Here is an 18881-nt window from a genome sequence, read left to right on the forward strand (position 1 = left end):
AAGGATAGCATGAATAAATCCGCGTTAGCAATGGATAGAGACCATGCACACAGCCTTTTCAGAGCTTTCAAGCCTTACAAGGACCATTGAAAGGGCAAGTATAACCGGTCAGGTGACCTCTGCGCTGGGGCTGGTGCTCACCGTCTCCGGTCTGGAGCGCGCGATGGGAATCGGGTCGCATTGCGTGGTGCAGGGCAGCGGCGGGCCGGTACTGGCCGAGGTTGTGGGGGTCGATGCGCAGGGCACGCGGCTCCTGCCTTTCGGCAGCTGGGACGGCGTGCGCGCCGGCGATCCGGTCGCGGTCAGCCACAGCGCCGCCGAGATCCGACCCGACGACGCCTGGATCGGCCGGGTGCTCGATGCGATCGGGCGCCCGCTCGACGGTAAGGGGCGGCTGCCCGAGGGCGCCGAACCGCGCACCATCCGCGCGGCCCCTCCCCCGGCCTTTCAGCGCCGCCGCGTCGGGCCCCGGCTGGCGACCCGGCTCAAGGTCATGGATGCCTTCACCCCGCTGTGCCGGGGTCAGCGCATGGGGGTCTTTGCCGGCTCGGGCGTCGGCAAGTCGACCATGATGGCAATGCTGGCGCGCAATGCGCAGGCGGATGTGATCGTGGTCGGGCTGGTCGGCGAGCGCGGCCGCGAGGTTCAGGATTTCCTTCAGGACGATCTTGGCGAAGAGGGTCTGGCGCGCGCGGTCGTCGTGGTCTCGACCGGGGACGAGCCGCCGCTGATGCGCCGGCAGGCCGCCTGGACCGCCACCGCCGTGGCCGAGCATTTCCGCGATCAGGGCAAACAGGTTCTGCTGCTGCTCGACAGCGTGACCCGCTTTGCCATGGCGCAGCGCGAGATCGGCCTGGCGGGAGGCGAGCCACCGACCTCCAAGGGCTACCCGCCCACCACCTTTGCCGAGCTGCCGAGGATGATGGAACGCGCCGGCCCCGGGTCGGGCGAGGCCGGCGACATCACCGCGCTTTATACGGTGCTGATGGATGGCGACGATATGGAGGATCCGATTGCCGACGCGGTGCGCGGCATTCTCGACGGCCATATCGTGCTCGATCGCAAGATCGCCGAGCAGGGCCGGTTCCCGGCGGTGAACCTGCTGCGCTCGATCTCGCGGATGCTCCCGGACTGTCACAGCGAAGAGGAATACGCGCTGTTCAAGACCGCGCGCCGGGCGGCAGCGCGCTACGCGGATATGGAAGAGCTGATCCGGATCGGCGCCTATCGTCAGGGCAGCGATGCCGAGGTCGATTCGGCGATCCGGCTGGCCGAACCGCTGGACGCGCTGCTGTCGCAGGGCAAGCGCGAGGCGATGGAACCGGGCGAGACGTTTGAGCAGCTCAGACAGTGCCTCGCCGGCGCGGGCCTCGCGACATAGCCCACCTGACGCAGCCTGCCCTTTCCCCTATCGCAGACGGCGCGCGACGTTTACAGTTGTAAACAGCCCTCGGCAGCCTTGGCGCATATAGTCTCGAACCGCCGCATTAGACACTATATCCGCGAAAATCCTTGACTTAGAGGGGTGAATCACGGCCTTTGATCTCAAGTGGCGTGAAAAAGGCCACATTTCTGGATTTGGGGCAACCACATGATTCCTGTGACACCACTGGCGACCGAGCGGCCCTCGGCTCTCGCGACCGAAATTTCGGAGCGTCTGAACGCCGCGATCCGCGAGCATCTGCTCTCGGCCTTCGCCCCGGACAACACCAAAACGCTGCGTCATTTCTCCGCCCCCGAGGCGGCAGAGCTGCTGGGTGTTTCGGGCCAGTTCATGCGCAAGGTTCATGCCGAAGGCACCATCCCCGAGCCCGCCGATATCCGCGGCGGGCGGCGCTACTACTCCGCCCAGGAGCTTTGGGACGCCCGCGAAATCCTCGAACAATCCTCGCGCAAAAAGGGCCGCTACGTGCCCCGCCGCAGCGGCGATGAAAAGCTCCAGGTCTGGCAGCTGATGAACTTCAAGGGCGGCAGCAGCAAGAGCACGACGAGCATCCATCTCGCGCATTATTTTGCCCTGCGCGGCTACCGGGTTCTGGTCGTCGATCTCGATCCGCAGGGCTCGCTGACCTCGATGTGCGGCATCAGCCCCGAGATCGAATTCGACGGGCTCACCGTTTACGACGCGATCCGTTATGACAATCCGGTCGACATGGCCGATGTCGTGGTGCCCACCTATTTCCCCGGCCTGTCGATTGCGCCCTCGCGCCTGTTGCTCTCGGAATTCGAGACGGAATCGGCGGTGCATTCCAACCCCGATCAGCCGTTCTTTACCCGCATCCGCAACGCGCTGGCGCAGGTCGAGGGTGATTTCGATCTTGTGCTCATGGACAGCCCGCCGCAGCTCGGCTTTCTGACCATCGCCGGCATGGCCGCCGCCAGCTCGCTGGTCGTGCCGCTGACGCCGTCGATGCTGGATGTCTCCTCCACCGCACAGTTTCTGGAACTCGCGGGCGCCTATATGGGCGTGATCGAGGATGCCGGCGCGACGCTGCAATACGATCACTTCAAGTTTCTCATCACCCGCGACGAGCCGACCGACGTGCCCTCACAACAGCTCACATCCTTCATGCGGGCGCTGTTTCAGGATCGGGTGATCTCGGCAACCGCGCTCAAGAGCACCGCGATCAGCGATGCCACGATGCTGAAACAGTCGATCTACGAGGTTGTCCGATCGGAGATGACACGCGCGACCTACGATCGCGCAAAAAGTTCCATGGATGCGGTCGGCCATGAGGTCGAGACGATGATCCACCAGGCCTGGGGGCGTAAATAATGGCCAGAAAATCGCTCAAGGACATGTCCGGCATCGCCAACACCATCGCCCGCTCGGGCGGCAACGCGCCGGAAAAGACCCCCCGCACCAGCGCCCCTGCCCTCGGTGCGCTTCAGGGCTCGCTCGCCGCGATCCGCGAGATTGACCCCGCACTCATCGACGATTGGGGTCCGGCGGACCGGCTCGAGGAGTTTACAGCTGTAAACCCCGACGAGGATGACGACAGTTTCGAGGCGCTCAAAACCAGCATCGAGGAGGGCGGGCAGCATGTCCCGATCCTCGTGCGCCGCGCCAAAACCGAGGGGCGCTATGAGGCGATCTATGGACGGCGGCGGCTGAAAGCCTGCCGCGAGCTTGGCATCAAGGTGCGCGCCAATGTTCAGGATGTCGACGATGCGACGGCGCTGCTGGCCAAGGGGCTGGAAAACGCCGCGCGGCGCAACCTTTCCTTCTATGAAAAGGCGCGCTTTGCCGAGGCGATTCAGGCTGCGGGCCATGACGGTGCGACCGCGCGGCAGGTACTCAACCTGTCCGCCTCGGGCCTTTCCCATCTGAGCAAGGTCACGCAGAACGTGCCCGCAAAGGTCGGCGACCAGCTTGGGGCCGCGCCGCGATCCGGGCGCCCGAAATGGACCGCGCTTGCCGAGCTCTTCGCCACTGGCAAGCTTACGGAGCGGGCGGCGCTCGATCTGCTTAAAAAGATGCCGCCGGAGCTGAGCTCTGACGAGCGTCTGGAAACCCTGCTGAAAGAGGCGGCAAAGCGCGGTGCCCGGCAGGGCGGCACAGCCACCGAAATCACGCCCGTCGACGGCGTGACAATCAAATCCAGCCGGAGCTCGCTCTCGCTGTCCGTGAAAAAAACAGGCGAAAACGCCGCCTTCGCGGATTGGCTCGACGAGAACCTGGCGGAGATCATCAAGGAATCCTACGCGGCGTTTACAGATGTAAACGCCAAGGATGACAGCTGAACCTGAGGACGAGCAGAAAGGAGGAAGGCGAACAAAGAAAACCCCCGAAACCGGAGTTTCGAGGGCTGCTGCGCAAAGCGCAATTCTTAGATTAGACACCTAGAATCTAGCAGCCAGCGAATCGCCATACAAGAGAAAACGCTCCTGAGCGAACGGGATTTCTTTGTCTGCTGGCAAATAAATGGAACAATTCAACGATGCTCCGCGTGGAGCGACCGGGGCAGGGCTGTCCCGGACAGGATATGCTGTGTCTCACGACAGCCAACCGTCGGGATGGCGCAAGGCAACCGCCGGGCTGGCAATCGCCGAACGACATGCCCGTGCCGGCGAACGCGCCGCCATTCCGAAAGCGCGGGCCTTCACCGCAGCAAAGCGTGTCGGGCCACAGATCGGTCTCAAACCCGGAGACCTTCTGCTACTGGACACGCTCGGTGCCTTTACACAGCCACAGGACTGGACGGCTGGACGGCGACCCATTGTCTGGGCATCGAACGCCTATCTCATGGAACGGACAGGCTTCTCTCTCTCCGCTCTGAAGCGTCATGCGCGACGTTTGACAGAGGCCGGCATAATCACCTTCCGTGACAGCCCTAACGGCAAGCGCTGGGGATATCGCGACGCCGAAGGTGTGATCGTTGAAGCCTATGGCTTCGATCTGTCTCCACTGGCCGCCCGTGCTGAAGAATTCGAGCAACTGCATGCCGAGTTGCAGGCGGAACGCACCGAATGCCAGCGCCTCAAACGGCAGATCACCATCACCCGCCGTATGATCCGCGCCCGCATCGAAGCCGCTCAGCGTGAGACGCTCGACGGCCCTTGGGACCGGCTTTCGGCCTTCTTCGATGATCTGCTTGCACGGCTACCCCGACGCAACGCCTGCCGAGAAACCCTCGAACAGCTGCTGACGGGCTTTCAAAAACTACTAGAGCGGGTCGAAACGATCCTTCTGAGCAGTGTCGAAGCTGTGGAGAACTCAGACCAAACCCCTGAGGAAAGATCTGAAAAATCCACCAAACAGAACACCGTGGGGGCCATTTCCGACCCCCACATACAAGCTACAAATCAACTTCATATTGTAACAAGTACAGGATCGGAAATCGCGACAACACCAAACAACAAGCCTGATACCAAAGGGCAGAACGACATTGAAACACAGCGGGTCGAACAATCACGCAAGCCCCAGAATATGAGCGATGAGCCTCATTTCCCCACAATGGTCCGCGCTTGTCCTGAATTCTCCATCTGGGCAAAGACCATGGGTGAAGCGATAGCGAACTGGAACGATCTACACCGGATTGCAGGCCAACTGGGACCAATGATCGGCCTATCCAAACTGGTATGGAATCGAGCCCAGGAGCAGTTGGGCAACAGGTGCGCAACAGCGGCGCTGGCGCTTGTCTTTGAAAAACACTGTGCGGGTGAGGTGACCTCACCAAGTGGATATCTGTATGGCATGATCCGGAAGGCCAGGGCAGGGGAGCTGCATCTCGACCGAAGCTTTCATGGTCGCTTGAAGCGCCAGACGAAGTTGAGTGCCTTGTGACCCCGGAGTCTTTGTTATGAGGGTGCAGCACTGAAGGTCGGCTGGAAAAACGATGCCAGCCGAAGGCGCAAGCCAGCGCCATGAAAGAGACGGGCGATGTGATCTTTTTCCCTTGATCTCCAAGGCCACTGCTGAGTGAGCATCTGCCATGCACAATGAAAATATTATTGGACATAACTAAGCGTAGTAAAGCGAGGCGGTTCAAGCGCAAGAAAGTCGCGGAAAGCGCCGTGTCCAGGAGATCGTAGACAGGCTACTCGCATGCAGGGACACCACCAACGGCCCTAAGATCATATCTCGGATAACCTCTTGTGCCCATCGCAGCGCATTTGGAATCCACTGAAGATGTGTCGTTTTTGTCGGATCAGCCCACAGAGAACTGCATATTGTGTCCGACAAGAAGAACATCGCCATCACCTTGTGCAGTATGTTGATCCGCTCTCGGCCGGACGATCACGCCAATCTGCCGGATCACCTATGGCGCGCCGAAGGGGATGAGAACCGACATGCTCATGAGGAAAAGCGTTCGAGATAGCTGGCTGACATACCACAACGGCTGCCAGGAGGCGCTGGTAGGAAGACGGGCAGACGCAGCGCCTGCCCGCAGGGTGTGGATCAGGTCTTTGCGTAGACCGGGAAAACGCTGGCGTCGCCGTAGTCCTTGATCGGCTCGATCGTCTTCAGCGCGTCCATGTCTGCCTCGGAAATCTCGAACTCAACAGCGGCGTTGCCCTTCATGTGGTCCGGGTTGCCGGTTTTCGGCAGCGCGACCAGGCCCAGTTGGAGCACGTAGCGGATGCAGAGCTGCGGCACGGTCACGCCGTATTTCTCGGCCATGGCGCCGATCTCGGCATTGTCGAGGATCTTGCCGTGGGCGATAGGCGAATAGGCCTCGACCGTCACGCCTTTGCTCTTGGCATAGTCGATCAGCTCGAACGGCGTGTTGCTCACATGGGCGAGGATCTGGTCGACCATCGGCTTGATGCGCGCGTTTTCGAGCAGGTTGTCGAGATCTTCCTTCTGGAAATTCGACACGCCGATGGCGCGGATCTTGCCGGCGTCATAGGCCTCTTCCAACGCTTTCCACGCCGCGAGGTTGCCCTCGAAAAAGCGGTCGTCGCCAGAAAAATCCGCCCAGGGCTGCGGGCTGTGGATGATCATCAGGTCGATATAGTCGAGCCCGAGGGTGTCGAGCGAGCCGTCGATGGCGGCCTTGGCGCCCTCGTAATCCTTGACCTCGGCGGCGAGCTTGGTTTGCAGGAAGATCTGGTCGCGGGCGATGCCGGCGTTGCGGATGCCTTCGCCAACGCCGCGTTCGTTGCCATAGGCCTGGGCGGTGTCGATATGGCGATAGCCGAGGTCGATGGCGGCTTTCACGGCATCGGCGACCACATCGTCTTCGATCATCCAGGTGCCGAGCCCGAGCTTGGGAATTTCGACACCATTGGACAGAGTGTATGTTTCTTCGAGGATCATCTGAGTCCCTTTCCTTCTGACGTTTCCCGACCCGGCTGTCACACCGGTCCTGCCATCGTTGACGGCCCGCACCGCTGCCGGTCGGCCAATCGCGTCGATGGCGGGATCTGCATGATTGCCCGGCGGGCGCGATCGGTAGCCGACCTCGGCGGTGGCGCGGGGCCGGCTTTACTGCACTCATATATAACGTGGTCCGGCCGCCGGATTAGACCGGGCAGGGCGACAATCACCCATGAACGCATCTCATGAATGCGGTCAGTGTGACCCGGCCTGTGGCCGCATGTGCCGATCCCGCATGACGGGGGCCATGGGTGAGGAGGGGGCCCGGACCCGAGCGTGGCTCACAGCTTCGCCGGTCAGGCGACCTGCCGAGCCTTGCGCAAACCGTCCAGTGCCTCGGAAACCGGAATCTGGCCATCGGTCAGTTCAATGAACTCGCGGCGGATCTCCGGGCGCTCGATCAGTCCTGCCAGAACACGGGCCACGTTCCCCCGCGCGACAGGGCCATATGGCACTGCCGGGCCAAGGCTGACCTTGCCGTTGCCATCCTCGTGCTGGAGCGTCCCGGGGCGGACGATCACCCAGTCCAGATCCGAAGAGGCAACGGCCACATCGGCGCGTTTCTTTTCCGCCATGTAATGTTCGAAACGCGGATTGCGCTCGCGCTGTCGCCCGGCTTCGGGAAAGGCCGAGACGAGGTACAGGCGCGAAATGCCGAGCGCGCGGGCCGCGGCCACCACCTTGATCGGACCCTCTCCGTCGATGGCGGTTGTGCGGTCGAGCCCGCTGCCCGCCGCACCTGCGGAAAATACAATCGCATCGCAGCCGCGCGCGGCGAGAGCAAAATCGTCCGCGCTCATCTCGATGACGTCGCCCGCGACCGGTTCGGCCCCGGCGGCACGGATCGCTTCGGCCTGTTCGGGCTTGCGGTGCAGACCGACAACCTGATGCCCGTTTTCGATGAGCATCGGCAGGAGGCGATGGCCGATCCCGCCGGTTGCGCCGATGATGAGGACCTTCATTGTCATCACTCCTTTCGCGTTCCGTCGCTGTGCATGTAGCGTGGGAGACGCAAGGGCAATGCCAACCCGGTCGTCAGGGATGGCGCTTTGCTTGCCTCAGAGCGGGGCAGGCCGCAGACAATCGAGCCGGCGACCACGAGGATCGCCGGCCGCCTGCGCGCTGGCCTCTCAGGCCGTGCCGAAATGCGCAGAGGAGGGTTTGCGGCCCAGCGTCAGCTCGCTCACCGAATTGGCGATGGCGTGGCGGTCGATGCCGAAATGGTGGGCGAGATCGCCGATGGTGCCGGTCTGGCCGAAATGCTCGACCCCGTGCGGGATCGTCCGGTGGCCCTGCACCGAGCCGAGCCAGGACAGCGTGGCCGGGTGGCCGTCGATCACCGTGACGATGCTGCAATGGGACGGCAGCTCGGCGAGCAGCGACTCGACATGGCTGGTGGCGGCGGGATTGCCGCGCGCGCGCTCGCGCTGCGCCGCCGTCCAGCCGGCGTTGAGCCGGTCGGCGGAAGTCACCGCCAGCACGCCCACGTCGCGCCGGTGCTCGCCGATCATGCCGGCGGCGGCGATGGCCTCGTCGGCCACCGAGCCCTGATAGGCGATGACCACCGAGCAGTTCGGCCCCGGCTTGCGCAGCCAGTAGCCGCCGTCGATGGCGCCCTGACGGAAGGCGTCGTCCACCCGCTTGCCGGGCTGCTCCAGCGGTTTGGTGGTCAGCCGCAGATAGACCGCGCCGCCGGTTTCGTCGCGCAGCCAGGTGCGTTCGTCCGGGTCGCCCTCGCCGTCGCGTTGCAGGTAGTCGAAGGCCCATTCCATGATCACCGCCAGCTCGTCGGCAAATGCCGGCTCGAAGCTCGCCAGCCCGTCCTGCGCCATGCCGGTGAGCGGTGTGCCGACCGACTGGTGCGCGCCGCCCTCCGGCGCCAGCGTCACCCCCGAGGGCGTGCCCGCGATGAGGAACCGCGCGCCCTGGTAGCAGGCGTAGTTCAGCGCATCGAGGCCGCGATGCACGAAGGGATCGTAGAGCGTGCCGACGGGAATGACGCGCTTGCCCCAGAGGCTGTGCGCCAGCCCCGCCGCGCCCAGCAGCAGGAAGAGGTTCATCTCGGCGATGCCCAGCTCGATATGCTGCCCGTCGGGGGCGAAGTTCCACTTTGCGGTCGAGGGGATACGATGCTCGATAAAGGCGTCCTTCAGCTCCTCGCGGGCAAAGAGCTTGCGCCGGTTCACAAAGGCGCCGAGCCCGGTGGTGCCGGTCACGTCGGGCGAGGTGGTCATGATCCGGGCGGCAAGCTCGCTGTCGCCCTTGGCCAGCTCGTCGAGGATCTTGCCAAAGGCCGCCTGGGTCGAGATTTCCTTGTCGCTGGCAAATTCGATCTTCGGCACGTCGAGCCGCACATCCGAATAGCGCCGCGTGCCCTTGGCAAAGAACGGCACGCTGTCGAGGAAAGCCTTCAGCGCCGGCACGTCCTCGACCGTCGCGAAGGGCTCCCATTCCTGTCCTTCGGGCACGCCCATGTCCTTTTGCCAGCCGGCCATCTGCGCCTTGGTCATCAGACCGCCGTGATTGTCCTTGTGCCCGGCGATGGGGGTGCCCCAGCCCTTGATCGTGTAGGCGAGAAAGCAGGTCGGGCGGTCGTGGTCGATGGCGGCAAAGGTCTCGGCCATGGTCTCCACGCAGTTGCCGCCGAGGTTTTCCATCAGCGCCGCAAGCTCGGTGTCGCTGCGCCGGTCGATGAGCGCGCTCACCTCACCCTGATCGCCCAGATCGTCCATCAGCCGTTTGCGCCAGACCGCGCCGCCCATATAGGTCAGCGCCGAATATTCGGTGTTGGGGCAGGTGTCGATCCAGTCGCGCAGCCGCGCGCCGCCCGGTTCCTCGAAGGCCGCCCGTTGCAGCGCGCCGTATTTCACCCGCACCACATCCCAGCCAAAGGCTTCGAAGATCTTTTCGATGCGGGTGAACAGCCCCTCGCGCACGATCCCGTCCAGCGACTGGCGGTTATAGTCAATGATCCACCAGGTGTTGCGCAGATCGTTCTTCCAGCCTTCCTGGAGCACTTCGTAGATATTGCCCTCGTCCATCTCGGCATCGCCCACCAGCGCCACCATGCGCCCGGGTGTGACCTCCTCGCCCCAGCTCTTGGCGGTGATGAAATCCTGCACCATGGAGGCAAGCGCGGTAATCCCGACGCCAAGCCCCACCGAGCCGGTCGAGAAATCCACGTCGTCGATATCCTTGGTGCGGCTGGGATAGCTCTGCACCCCGCCGAAGCCACGGAAATTCTCCATCTTCTCGCGGGTCTGGTTGCCCATGAGATATTGCATCGCGTGGAACAGCGGCGAGGCATGCGGTTTGACCGCCACCCGGTCCTCGGGCCGCAGGGTCGAGAAATAGAGCGCCGTCATGATCGACACCATGGAGGCCGAGGACGCCTGGTGCCCGCCCACCTTGATGCCGTCCACCTTGGGGCGGACATGGTTGGCGTTGTGGATCATCCAGTGCGACAGCCACAGCAGCCGTTGCTCGATGGTCTTGAGGTGGTCGGTCATCGGGCGTCCCTCCTTGTGCGGGGCAGTGGGATTTGGCGGATCACGGCGCGCAAGCGCGGGCGGGCTCCTGCAACCGGTCTGTACCGGCGGGAGTCTTCTGGTGCGTGACCGCGAAATGTTGGGGCAGTATGGCGGATTTTTCGACGGGCATGTGCGATATCGAAAAATCCGGGGTGGCCTTGGGCGAGGGCGCTCCGGGAAAGGCTCTTTCTCCGGAACGCCCGAAGCGCGCCTCAGCCGTCTTTGTAGTAGTAGCTGTAGCCGTTCAGCGCCGGTGCGCCGCCGAGATGGGCATAGAGCACCTTGGAGCCTTCGGGGAAGAAGCCCTTCTTGGTGAGGTCGATCAGGCCCTGCATGGATTTGCCCTCATAGACCGGGTCGGTCATCATCGCCTCGGTGCGGGCGGCCAGGCGGATCGCCTCGTTGGTCTCTTCCGAGGGCACGCCGTAAGCGGGGTAGGCGTAATCCTCGTTGATGACGATCTCGTCGTCGCGCACGGTGCGACCGAGCCCCACCAGCTCGGCGGTGTTGTCGACGATGCCGCGCACCTGCGCGCGGGTCTGTTCCGGCGTGGCCGAGGCGTCGATGCCGATCACCCGGTCGGCGCGGCCCTGATCGGCAAAGCCCACGATCATGCCCGCCTGGGTCGAGCCGGTTACCACGCAGACGACGATATAGTCGAACTTGAAGCCTAGCTCTTCTTCCTGCTGCGCCACCTCTTCGGCAAAGCCGATATAGCCGAGCGCGCCGTATTTGTGCACCGAGGCGCCCGCCGGGATCGCATAGGGCTTGCCACCGGAATCCTTGACCGACTGGATCGCGTCTTCCCAGCTCTTGCGGATGCCGATATCGAACCCGTCATCCACCAGCCGCGAATCCGCCCCCATGAGGCGGGTCATCAGGATGTTGCCCACACGGTCGTAGACGGCATCGTAATGCGGCACCCACTTCTCCTGGATCACCACGCAGTCCATGCCGATCTTGGCGGCGGTGGCGGCGACCATGCGGGTGTGGTTCGACTGCACGCCACCGATCGACACCAGCGTGTCGGCGCCCGAGGCGATGGCGTCGGGCACGATATATTCCAGCTTGCGCAGCTTGTTGCCGCCCATGGCAAGACCCGAGTTGCAGTCTTCGCGCTTGGCGTAGATCTCGACCTTGCCGCCGAGGGCTTCGGAAAGCCGGGGCAGGTGTTCGATGGCGGTGGCGCCGAAGGTGAGCGGGTAGCGGTCGAATTTGTCGAGCAGTGACATGGTGAACTCCTGTTGTCTCTGCCGCGAAGGTTAGCGGATATGATGTGAAAGGTGCTTTCTAATTTTATCCTGATTTTTCCATATTTCTGGGTTTATAAGGATATTGTTGCCGGATATATGTCAAATATCGCCACTATAATGAGAGATTCTTTCATGTCGGGTCTGGACCGAATCGACCGCGAGATTCTGCGCCATCTCCAGCGCGACGGGCGGCTCACCAATGCCGAGATCGCCGAGACGGTAAACGTCAGCCCGGCGACCTGTCACCGCCGCACGCAGCGGCTCTTTGCCGAGGGGCATATCAGCGGCGTGCATGCGCGGGTGAACCCGGTCTCGGTGGGGTTGGGGGCGCTGGTGATGGTGGGGGTGGTGCTCGACCGCTCGACGCCGGACAGTTTTGCCGCCTTCGAGCGTGCCGCGACCGAGATGAGGGAGGTGCTGGAATGTCAGCTCGTGGCGGGCGATTTCGACTATCTGCTCAAGATCCGTGTGCGCGACATGGCCGATTTCAATCTGCTGCACGGCAAGGCGCTCATTGCCCTGCCGGGGGTGCGGCAGATCCGGACCTTCTTTGTGATGAAGGAAGTGAAGGAAAAAACCGCGCTGGCCTTTTGAGCGCGCGGTCCGGGGTGTTCCGTCAGACCCCGCGCAGGGCAGGGGAGAGCGCCGCCGTCACCGCGTCGGTCTGCCCCTCGACGATATCGGCCAGCAGCCGCCCGGTGGTTGGGCCGAGGGTGAAGCCCTGATGCCCGTGGCCGAAATCGAACCACAACCCGCGATGGCGCGGCGCGGCGCCGACCAGCGGCAGCATGTCAGGCAGGCAGGGCCGGTGCCCGTGCCAGGTGCTGTCGGGCACCGGCGCGCCCAGATCCAGCAGTTCGCGCGCGGCGCGCTGGCCGCGCTCGAGCTGGCGCAGGGTGCGCGGCGCGTTGCGGCCCACCAGCTCGGCGCCGGTGGTGATCCGCAGCCCGCGTGTCATGGAGCTCATGACAATGCCGTTTGCATCATCCAGACAGGGCCGGTTCAGCGGCGTCGGCGCGTTGAAATGACCGTGATAGCCGCGCTTCCAGATCATGTGGATGCGGTAGCCCAGCGGTGCCAGAAGATCCGGCGACCAGGGGCCGAGCGCCACCACCACATCCGAGGCCTCGACCGGCCCCTCGCTGCTTTCGACCGTCCAGCCGCTGCCGGTCTCGGTCAGGCTGGTGGCGTCGCCGGTCAGAACCCGACCGCCGCGCGCAAGGAAAAGATCCGCATAGGCGCGGGTCAGCGCACCGGGGTCCGAGGAACTCCAGCTGTCGGTCCAGAGCAGCATCCCGGCCAGCGGGCCGTTTAGCGCCGGTTCGGCCTCGGCCAGCGCGCTGCCGGTCAGAACCTCCGATCCCAGACCGTAGCGGTCACGCATGCGCTCGGCATTGGCCGCCGCCGCGTCCAGCGCCCGCGCCGTCCGGTAAAGCTCGCCCAGCCCGGTGCGCCGGATCAGCGCCTCGCTCTCCGAGGCGGCGATGAGCGGCGCGTGATCGGCGGTGGCGCTGAGCACAAGCGGCGCATAGCCCTTCGAGAGCACCGCGTGACGCGCGGGCGCCGAGTGCCGGAAATAGCGCCAGAGCGCCGGGGCGACCGCCGGCAGGTCGCGCAGGTGCCAGAGCACATCGTTGCTCTGGCCCGTCGCGTAGGAGAACAGCGTCGCGAGATCGCGCGGAATGGCGTAGGGCTCCACCGCCTCGGCCTGGATCACCCCGGCATTGCCGTGGCTGGTCTCCGTACCAGGTGCGCTGCGATCCAGCACGGTGACCGCATGGCCGCGCGCCTGAAGCGCCAGCGCCGCGCCGATGCCGACCATGCCGGCGCCGAGAACGATGAATTCCGCCATTCCGCCTGTCTCCCGAGCCGGGCCTCAGCCCTCTGCGATCACCGTGATTTCCACCTTGGCGTCGATCATCAGCGCGCAGCCGATGGTGGTGCGCACCGGGAAGGGCTCGGGGAACATCTCGGAATAGACCGCGTTGAAATCGGCGAAATCCGCCGGGTCGGTCAGGTAGCAGGTGCAGGAGAGGACATTCGACAGGTCGAGCCCTTCCTTGGCCAGCGTCGCGGTGATGTTCTCGATGCACTGACGGGTCTGCGCCGCGATGCCCTCGGGCATGGTGCCGTCGGCGGCAAAGCCCAGCTCGCCGGAGAGATACAGCGTCTTGCCGGAACGGCGGGTCTTGGAGAGGGGGATAGCCATGAGCTTGGTCCTTTTCTTGGGTTAATCGAAGGTCAGAAAGCCGGGAGCTTCGCTGAGACGCGGCGCGGCGGCAAGCGCCGCGATGTCGGGTCCGCGCGGGGCGAGATCGGAGAGCCCCGCGATCACCGCTTCCAGCTCGGCGGCGAGGGCCAGAACACCCAGATCGTCATGCCGCTTGCCGACGATCTGAAGCCCGAAGGGCATGTTGTTGGTGTCACGCCCGCAGGGGATGGTGATAGAGGGATGGCCCGGAATGGTCGAGGCATAGGCCATGGCCAGCCAGTGATAATAGCTCTTGGTCGGCTCGCCGTCGATCTCGATCGGGTAGAGCTCGTGCCAGTCGCGCGGGCTGATGCAGACGGCGGGCGAGATCAGGTAATCGGTGGTCTCGAAAAACGCCTGCCAGGCGCGGTAATAGCGGCCCTGCGCAAAGATCGCCTGCGCCACATCCTCGGCGGAATAGGAGCGGCCTTCCTCGACGTTGTCGCGCACATTGGGGCCGACCAGCTCGGGCTGCGCGTCCACCAGCTTGGCATGCACGCCGAGGAACTGCACCGCGCGCAACACCGAAAAGATGCGGTCCGCATCGGTGCAATCGGGCGTGGTCTCCTCGACCTGTCCGAAGAACGGGGCGAGCTGTGGCATCACCTTGCGGAAATGCTCGCGCACGATGGTTTCGGTGGGGGCGAAGCCGTAATCCTCGGTCACCGCGATCTTCAGCGACGACAGATCGCGGCGCGGCAGGTTGGCGAACTCGGCGGGATCCCAGAGCGTCTTGCCACCCGCGATCAGCGTATAGGGGTCGTTGCGGTCGGGGCGGGCGAGCACCGAGAGCATGAGCGCGCAATCGGCAACGCTGCGGGCCATGGGCCCCGATGTCGGCATCGGGATCAGCGCCGCCGCCCGGGTGTTGCCGGGCACCACGCCGGGGCTGGGCCGGTAGCCGACGATGCCGCAGAAGGCCGCCGGGTTGCGCAGGCTGCCGCCGGTATCCGAGCCGGTGGCGAGCGGGGCATAGCCGCAGGCCAGTGCCACCGCCGAACCGCCGGACGAGCCCGCGCAGCTGCGCGTCAGGTCATGCGGGTTGGCGGTCACGCCATAGACGCGGTTGCGGGTGTTGCCGCCAGCGCTCCATTCGGGGTTGTTGGTCTTGCCCATGGGCGTCGCGCCCGCCTGCCGCATCGCCGCGACAATGGCGTCGTCGCCGCTGGCGATATTGTCGCGGAACGCCTCGGAGCCGAAGGTGGTGGGCAGACCCTTCACGTCGATCATGTCCTTCACGCCAAAGGGCAGCCCGTGCAGCGCACCCAGCGGCGCGCCGGACATCACCGCCGCCTCTGCCGCTTTCGCCCCGGCGCGCAGCCCGTCGAAATCGCGCGCGACAAGCGCGTTCACCGCATGGTCGATTTTTTCGACGCGGGCAATGCAGGCCTCGGCCAGATCGACGGGCGAAAGCGCCTTGCGCGCGATGAGGCTGCGCGCCTCGATGGCGCCGAGATCGGCGGGGTCGGTTGCGGTCATGTCATGTCTCCCTGCATGCCGGAGGCGGGGCCGAGGCTGCGGCCCGTCGCGACATGGCTCTGATAGATCTCTTCGGGCAGGAAAGCGCCACCGGTGGTCCAGACCACATGCACGGCTTGTGCTCCGCGCCCCGCCAGATGCGCGAAGCAGAACGCCCGTCCGGCCTCGGTGCCTTGCAGCATCCGCGGCCCGCCAAAGCCCGACGCCGCCGAGGGTTCCAGCCGCAGCCCTTCGGCATCGGCCATCGCGAGCCAGCGGAAGAGGTCGTCGTCGGTGACCGTGAACACCCCCGCCAGACGCTTGCGCATGCGCTCGGCCACAAGCTGCGACATTGTGGCGACGGCCATGCCGTCCGCCTCGGTGCGGTTGCTGAGCCCCAGCTCATAGACCGAGGTTTCGCGCCCCGGCCCGTGGCGCATCTGGACCAGCGCGGACGGCGCCTGCACCGGCTCGACAAAGAACGGATGCACATCGGCGCCGAAGACACCGCGCGCGCCATAGGCGATGCCGCCCGGCGCGCCGCCGATGCCGCAGGGCAGGTAGAGGATCAGCGGGCGCTCCGGCCCGATGACAAGGCCCATGGCGTCGAGCTGGTCCTTCAGCTCGGCGGCGGCGGCGCTGTAGCCGTTGAAGAGCAGGGCGGAGCTTTCGTCATCGACGAAATGGGTCAGCGGATCGCGCGCGGCGATGTCGCGCGCGGTGGCCACGGCGGCGGAGTAGTCGCTGCGATGCTGCACCACCTCGACGCCGAGATCGCGCAGCCGCGCCACCTTCCACGCTTTGGCATCGTGCGACATGTGCACCGTCGCCGCATATCCCAGCGCCCGTGCCGAGATCCCGACGCTGAGCCCGAGATTGCCGGTGGAGCCCACCGCGATGCGACGCTTGGCGAAAAACGCGCGGGCATCGGGGCCTGCAAGCGTGGCGATATCGCCGCCCTCGGCCAGAAGGCCGGCGGCGCGGGCCTGCGCCACGGCGGTGCTGAGCACTTCGAACACGCCGCCGCGCGCCTTGACCGAGCCCGCGATGGGCAGCGCGTGGTCGCCCTTGACCAGCAGCGTGGCCAGATCCGGCGCGGCGGCGGCCAGCGCCTCCCGGCAGCCGGGCACGGCAATGAGTTCGGAGCGGATCGCGCCCGACGCGCCGAGCTCCGGCCAAAGCGCGGCGAGCAGCGGGGCAAAGCTCTGCCAGTCCGCCTGTGCCTGCGCGACATCGGCGGCGGCCTGCGGATCTTCCGCAGGCGTATAGTCCGGGTTGGTCCAGAGCACGGGCTGGCCCGCGCGCAGCCGCTCCAGAAGCCTGTCGTCCTGCGGCTGGCTCATCCCATCAGCGCCTTGCGCAGCATATTGCCCGCCAGCAGCAGCACCGTGAGGGCAAAGACCAGCCGCAGCCGGGCGGGGCTCAGGCTGTGGGCGAGCTTTACGCCCACCGGCACCATCAGCAGCGAGGTCACCATGATCAGCGCCACGGCGGGCAGGTTCACATAACCCACGGTGCCCGGCGGCTTGCCGGCGATGCCCCAGCCGGTGAGCAGGAAGGCGATGAAACCGGGGATCGAGATCAGCAGGCCAAAGCCCGGCGATGTGCCCACGGCGCGGTGCGGCGGCACGTTATAGGCGGTGAGCAGCGGCACGGTGAAGCTGCCGCCGCCGATGCCCATCAGCGCCGAGAAAAACCCGATAATCCCGCCATAGAGGGCGCTCAGCGCGCGGCCCGGCAGGGTGTCGGAGATGCGCCAGCTGCGTTTGCCGAGCAGCATGTAAAGCCCCAGCGACACGCCGATGCAGCCGAAGACCAGTTGCAGTTCCTGGCTGCGCAGGCTCGCGGCGGCGAGCACGCCCAGCACCGAGCCGATGGCGATGAACGGCCCCCAGCCGCGGATCAGCTCCATGCTCACTGCGCCGCGCTTGTGATGCGAGGTGACCGAGCGCAGGGAGGTGACGATGATCGTGCCGGTCGAGGTGGCGACGCAGATCTGCATGAGCTGTTCGGGCTGATAGCCGAGCCCGCTGAAGACGTAATAGAAGGCGGGAACGAGGATGATCCCGCCGCCGACGCCCAGCAGGCCCGAGATGAGGCCGGCCACGGCGCCGGCCGCGGCGATGACCGCGAAGAGGGTCAGAAGATCCATCGCTCAGGCCTCCGGTGCGCCATGTTCCGCCAGATCGGCGAAGAGACCGGTCATGCCGAGCAGCGCCTGCCGTGACAGGGATTTCAGCACATGCTCGTTGGGCGCGTGCTGGTTGCAGCCGGCATAGGAATGCGGCACCCAGATCGTCGGCAGCGCCAGCACCTCGGCAAAGCAGTCATTGGGCAGCGAGCCGCCGAGATTGGGCAGGATATGCGGCGCGGTGCCGGTGCTGCGCTCCAGCGAGGCGGTGGCGAAACGCACCCAGGGGTGATCGGGATCGAGCCGCGTGGCGGGGAAGGCACCGCGATCGGAGGGGACGATCTCGACCTTGTCGAACCCGTGCTTGTCGAGATGGCGGCGCAGAGCGGGGAGGATGTCGTCGGGATCGGTGCCAACCACAAAGCGCAGCTGGCAGGTGGCGCGCGCCCAGCCCGAGATCGCGTTGACCGGCGCCTCGGGCACGCCCGACACCATGGCGAGCACCGCAAAGCTGTTCCAGCCAAAGACCCGCTCGGACATGGTCAGGCTTTCCTCGCCCCAGTCCGGATCGAGTGCGATGCCCGACTCGACGCCGGGCAGCACAGACAGCACCTCGCGGATGCGCGGGGTGAGGCTGTCGGGGCGCCACTCCGGCACCGCGATCTGGCCGCGCTCGTCGGTGATGCAGGCCAGCGCATGCGCCAGGATGATCGCCGGATCGGCCAGCAGCCCGCCGAAATTGCCCGAGTGATGCGCGCCCTCGCGCAGATCCACCCGCAGATCGAAGAGCGATCCGCCGCGCGAGCCGGTGAAGATCGTCGGCGCCTCGGGCGACAGGCGCGGCCCGTCCGAGGCGATCAGCACGTCGGAGGCCAGCAGCTCTTTATGTTCTTCGCAGAACTGCTTGAGGCCGGGCGAGCCGTTTTCCTCGCCCATCTCGATCAGCACCTTGGCGTTGAAGCCAAGCCTGCCCTGCGCCTCGATCAGCGCTGCCATGGCGCGGATATTGATGAGGTGCTGGACCTTGTTGTCCGCGCTGCCGCGCCCGTAAAGCCGGTCGCCCTCTTCGGTCAGCTCAAAGGGAGAGAGTCCCTCGCGCCACTGGTCTTCCTGCGCGCGGATCACATCGCCATGGCCATAGACCAGCACCGTGGGCAGGGCGGGATCCTCGATGCGCTGCGCCACCAGCAGCGGGCCGGCGCCGGGCTGCGGGTTGTCGAAGAGCTCGGTGGTAAAGCCCATCCCGCTGAGCATCGGCACCATCGCCTCGGTCAGATAGCCCATGAGATGCGGCGTGCCGCGCGGATCCTGGCTTTCCGTGGGGCGCGCGACCAGCGCCGCCAGCTCGGACCGGAAGCGTCCGCTGTCGAAATACTCGGTGATCTTGGCCAGCGCCGTGTCGCGGATTGCCATGTTGGGTCTCTTTCTTCGTAGG

General features: G+C 65.2%; 15 protein-coding genes. 5 read left to right on the forward strand and 10 right to left on the reverse strand.

The features are described 5' to 3' along the window. Nucleotides 1-43 precede the first annotated feature (43 nt). The 4 genes from fliI to repC all read left to right on the forward strand — a co-directional run bounded on the left by fliI (nt 44) and on the right by repC (nt 5287). Nucleotides 44-1381: a flagellar protein export ATPase FliI gene (fliI, locus tag Ga0080574_RS00380; protein ID WP_076694031.1), complete on the forward strand. Its 1338-nt coding sequence runs from the start codon at nt 44-46 to the stop codon at nt 1379-1381. 210 nt (nt 1382-1591) lie between these two features. Beyond that, nucleotides 1592-2776 carry a plasmid partitioning protein RepA gene (gene repA, locus Ga0080574_RS00385; RefSeq protein ID WP_076694033.1) on the forward strand — a complete coding sequence of 395 codons (1185 nt, stop codon included), beginning with the start codon at nt 1592-1594 and terminating at the stop codon, nt 2774-2776. Beyond that, complete coding sequence (repB, locus tag Ga0080574_RS00390) at nt 2776-3744, forward strand: plasmid partitioning protein RepB (protein WP_076694035.1); 969 nt, start codon at nt 2776-2778, stop codon at nt 3742-3744. The genes repA and repB overlap by 1 nt, the downstream gene beginning before the upstream one ends. Nucleotides 3745-3991: 247 nt before the next feature. Next, nucleotides 3992-5287, forward strand: coding sequence for a plasmid replication protein RepC (repC, locus tag Ga0080574_RS00395; protein ID WP_076694037.1), 1296 nt, complete (start codon nt 3992-3994; stop codon nt 5285-5287). A gap of 615 nt (nt 5288-5902) precedes the next feature. On the opposite strand, the gene Ga0080574_RS00400 is transcribed toward repC, so the two are convergent. The 4 genes from Ga0080574_RS00400 to Ga0080574_RS00415 form a co-directional block, all read right to left on the reverse strand. Beyond that, entirely contained in the window at nt 5903-6763 is an 861-nt protein-coding gene (locus tag Ga0080574_RS00400; RefSeq protein ID WP_076694040.1) for an aldo/keto reductase, read from the reverse strand. Nucleotides 6764-7119: 356 nt separating this feature from the next. Then, complete coding sequence (locus Ga0080574_RS00405; protein ID WP_076694042.1) at nt 7120-7785, reverse strand: SDR family oxidoreductase; 666 nt, start codon at nt 7783-7785, stop codon at nt 7120-7122. Between the two features lie 168 nt (nt 7786-7953). Continuing rightward, nucleotides 7954-10332 carry a thiamine pyrophosphate-binding protein gene (locus tag Ga0080574_RS00410; RefSeq protein WP_076694044.1) on the reverse strand — a complete coding sequence of 793 codons (2379 nt, stop codon included), beginning with the start codon at nt 10330-10332 and terminating at the stop codon, nt 7954-7956. Between the two features lie 233 nt (nt 10333-10565). Continuing rightward, nucleotides 10566-11585, reverse strand: a complete 1020-nt coding sequence (locus Ga0080574_RS00415) for a 1-aminocyclopropane-1-carboxylate deaminase (protein WP_076694046.1) — start codon at nt 11583-11585, stop codon at nt 10566-10568. A gap of 153 nt (nt 11586-11738) precedes the next feature. On the opposite strand from Ga0080574_RS00415, the gene Ga0080574_RS00420 reads away from it, so the two are divergent. Continuing rightward, entirely contained in the window at nt 11739-12200 is a 462-nt protein-coding gene (locus Ga0080574_RS00420; RefSeq protein WP_380659266.1) for an Lrp/AsnC ligand binding domain-containing protein, read from the forward strand. Between the two features lie 22 nt (nt 12201-12222). On the opposite strand, the gene Ga0080574_RS00425 is transcribed toward Ga0080574_RS00420, so the two are convergent. From Ga0080574_RS00425 to Ga0080574_RS00450, 6 genes are read right to left on the reverse strand one after another with little or no spacing between them, the layout of a single operon-like run. Continuing rightward, nucleotides 12223-13458: an NAD(P)/FAD-dependent oxidoreductase gene (locus Ga0080574_RS00425; RefSeq protein ID WP_076694050.1), complete on the reverse strand. Its 1236-nt coding sequence runs from the start codon at nt 13456-13458 to the stop codon at nt 12223-12225. Nucleotides 13459-13482: 24 nt separating this feature from the next. Beyond that, a complete protein-coding gene (locus Ga0080574_RS00430; RefSeq protein WP_076694052.1) occupies nt 13483-13815 on the reverse strand; it encodes a RidA family protein in 333 nt (110 codons plus the stop codon). A 21-nt stretch (nt 13816-13836) separates the two neighbouring features. Beyond that, complete coding sequence (locus Ga0080574_RS00435) at nt 13837-15336, reverse strand: amidase (protein WP_076694054.1); 1500 nt, start codon at nt 15334-15336, stop codon at nt 13837-13839. Next, nucleotides 15333-16658 (reverse strand): D-serine ammonia-lyase, encoded by a 1326-nt coding sequence (gene dsdA, locus Ga0080574_RS00440; protein WP_076694056.1) that lies wholly within the window; start codon nt 16656-16658, stop codon nt 15333-15335. The genes Ga0080574_RS00435 and dsdA overlap by 4 nt, the downstream gene beginning before the upstream one ends. Beyond that, entirely contained in the window at nt 16655-17467 is an 813-nt protein-coding gene (locus Ga0080574_RS00445) for a sulfite exporter TauE/SafE family protein (protein ID WP_076694058.1), read from the reverse strand. Before Ga0080574_RS00445 ends, dsdA begins: the two co-directional genes overlap by 4 nt. A 3-nt stretch (nt 17468-17470) precedes the next feature. Further along, nucleotides 17471-18859, reverse strand: coding sequence for a M20 family metallopeptidase (locus Ga0080574_RS00450; RefSeq protein ID WP_076694060.1), 1389 nt, complete (start codon nt 18857-18859; stop codon nt 17471-17473). Between the last annotated feature and the right edge of the window lie 22 nt (nt 18860-18881).

It is taken from the genome of Salipiger abyssi, assembly GCF_001975705.1.
GTDB lineage: Bacteria > Pseudomonadota > Alphaproteobacteria > Rhodobacterales > Rhodobacteraceae > Salipiger > Salipiger abyssi.

Excerpts from the sequence above, each read along its gene's own strand:
- repB (WP_076694035.1), top strand. The coding sequence starts at position 2,776 with ATGGCCAGAAAATCGCTCAAGGACATGTCCGGCATCGCCAACACCATC.
- Ga0080574_RS00405 (WP_076694042.1), bottom strand. The coding sequence starts at position 7,785 with ATGAAGGTCCTCATCATCGGCGCAACCGGCGGGATCGGCCATCGCCTC.
- Ga0080574_RS00420 (WP_380659266.1), top strand. The coding sequence starts at position 11,739 with ATGTCGGGTCTGGACCGAATCGACCGCGAGATTCTGCGCCATCTCCAG.
- repA (WP_076694033.1), top strand. The coding sequence starts at position 1,592 with ATGATTCCTGTGACACCACTGGCGACCGAGCGGCCCTCGGCTCTCGCG.
- Ga0080574_RS00435 (WP_076694054.1), bottom strand. The coding sequence starts at position 15,336 with ATGACCGCAACCGACCCCGCCGATCTCGGCGCCATCGAGGCGCGCAGC.
- Ga0080574_RS00430 (WP_076694052.1), bottom strand. The coding sequence starts at position 13,815 with ATGGCTATCCCCCTCTCCAAGACCCGCCGTTCCGGCAAGACGCTGTAT.
- Ga0080574_RS00425 (WP_076694050.1), bottom strand. The coding sequence starts at position 13,458 with ATGGCGGAATTCATCGTTCTCGGCGCCGGCATGGTCGGCATCGGCGCG.
- fliI (WP_076694031.1), top strand. The coding sequence starts at position 44 with ATGCACACAGCCTTTTCAGAGCTTTCAAGCCTTACAAGGACCATTGAA.
- Ga0080574_RS00450 (WP_076694060.1), bottom strand. The coding sequence starts at position 18,859 with ATGGCAATCCGCGACACGGCGCTGGCCAAGATCACCGAGTATTTCGAC.
- Ga0080574_RS00400 (WP_076694040.1), bottom strand. The coding sequence starts at position 6,763 with ATGATCCTCGAAGAAACATACACTCTGTCCAATGGTGTCGAAATTCCC.
- Ga0080574_RS00445 (WP_076694058.1), bottom strand. The coding sequence starts at position 17,467 with ATGGATCTTCTGACCCTCTTCGCGGTCATCGCCGCGGCCGGCGCCGTG.
- Ga0080574_RS00415 (WP_076694046.1), bottom strand. The coding sequence starts at position 11,585 with ATGTCACTGCTCGACAAATTCGACCGCTACCCGCTCACCTTCGGCGCC.
- dsdA (WP_076694056.1), bottom strand. The coding sequence starts at position 16,658 with ATGAGCCAGCCGCAGGACGACAGGCTTCTGGAGCGGCTGCGCGCGGGC.
- Ga0080574_RS00410 (WP_076694044.1), bottom strand. The coding sequence starts at position 10,332 with ATGACCGACCACCTCAAGACCATCGAGCAACGGCTGCTGTGGCTGTCG.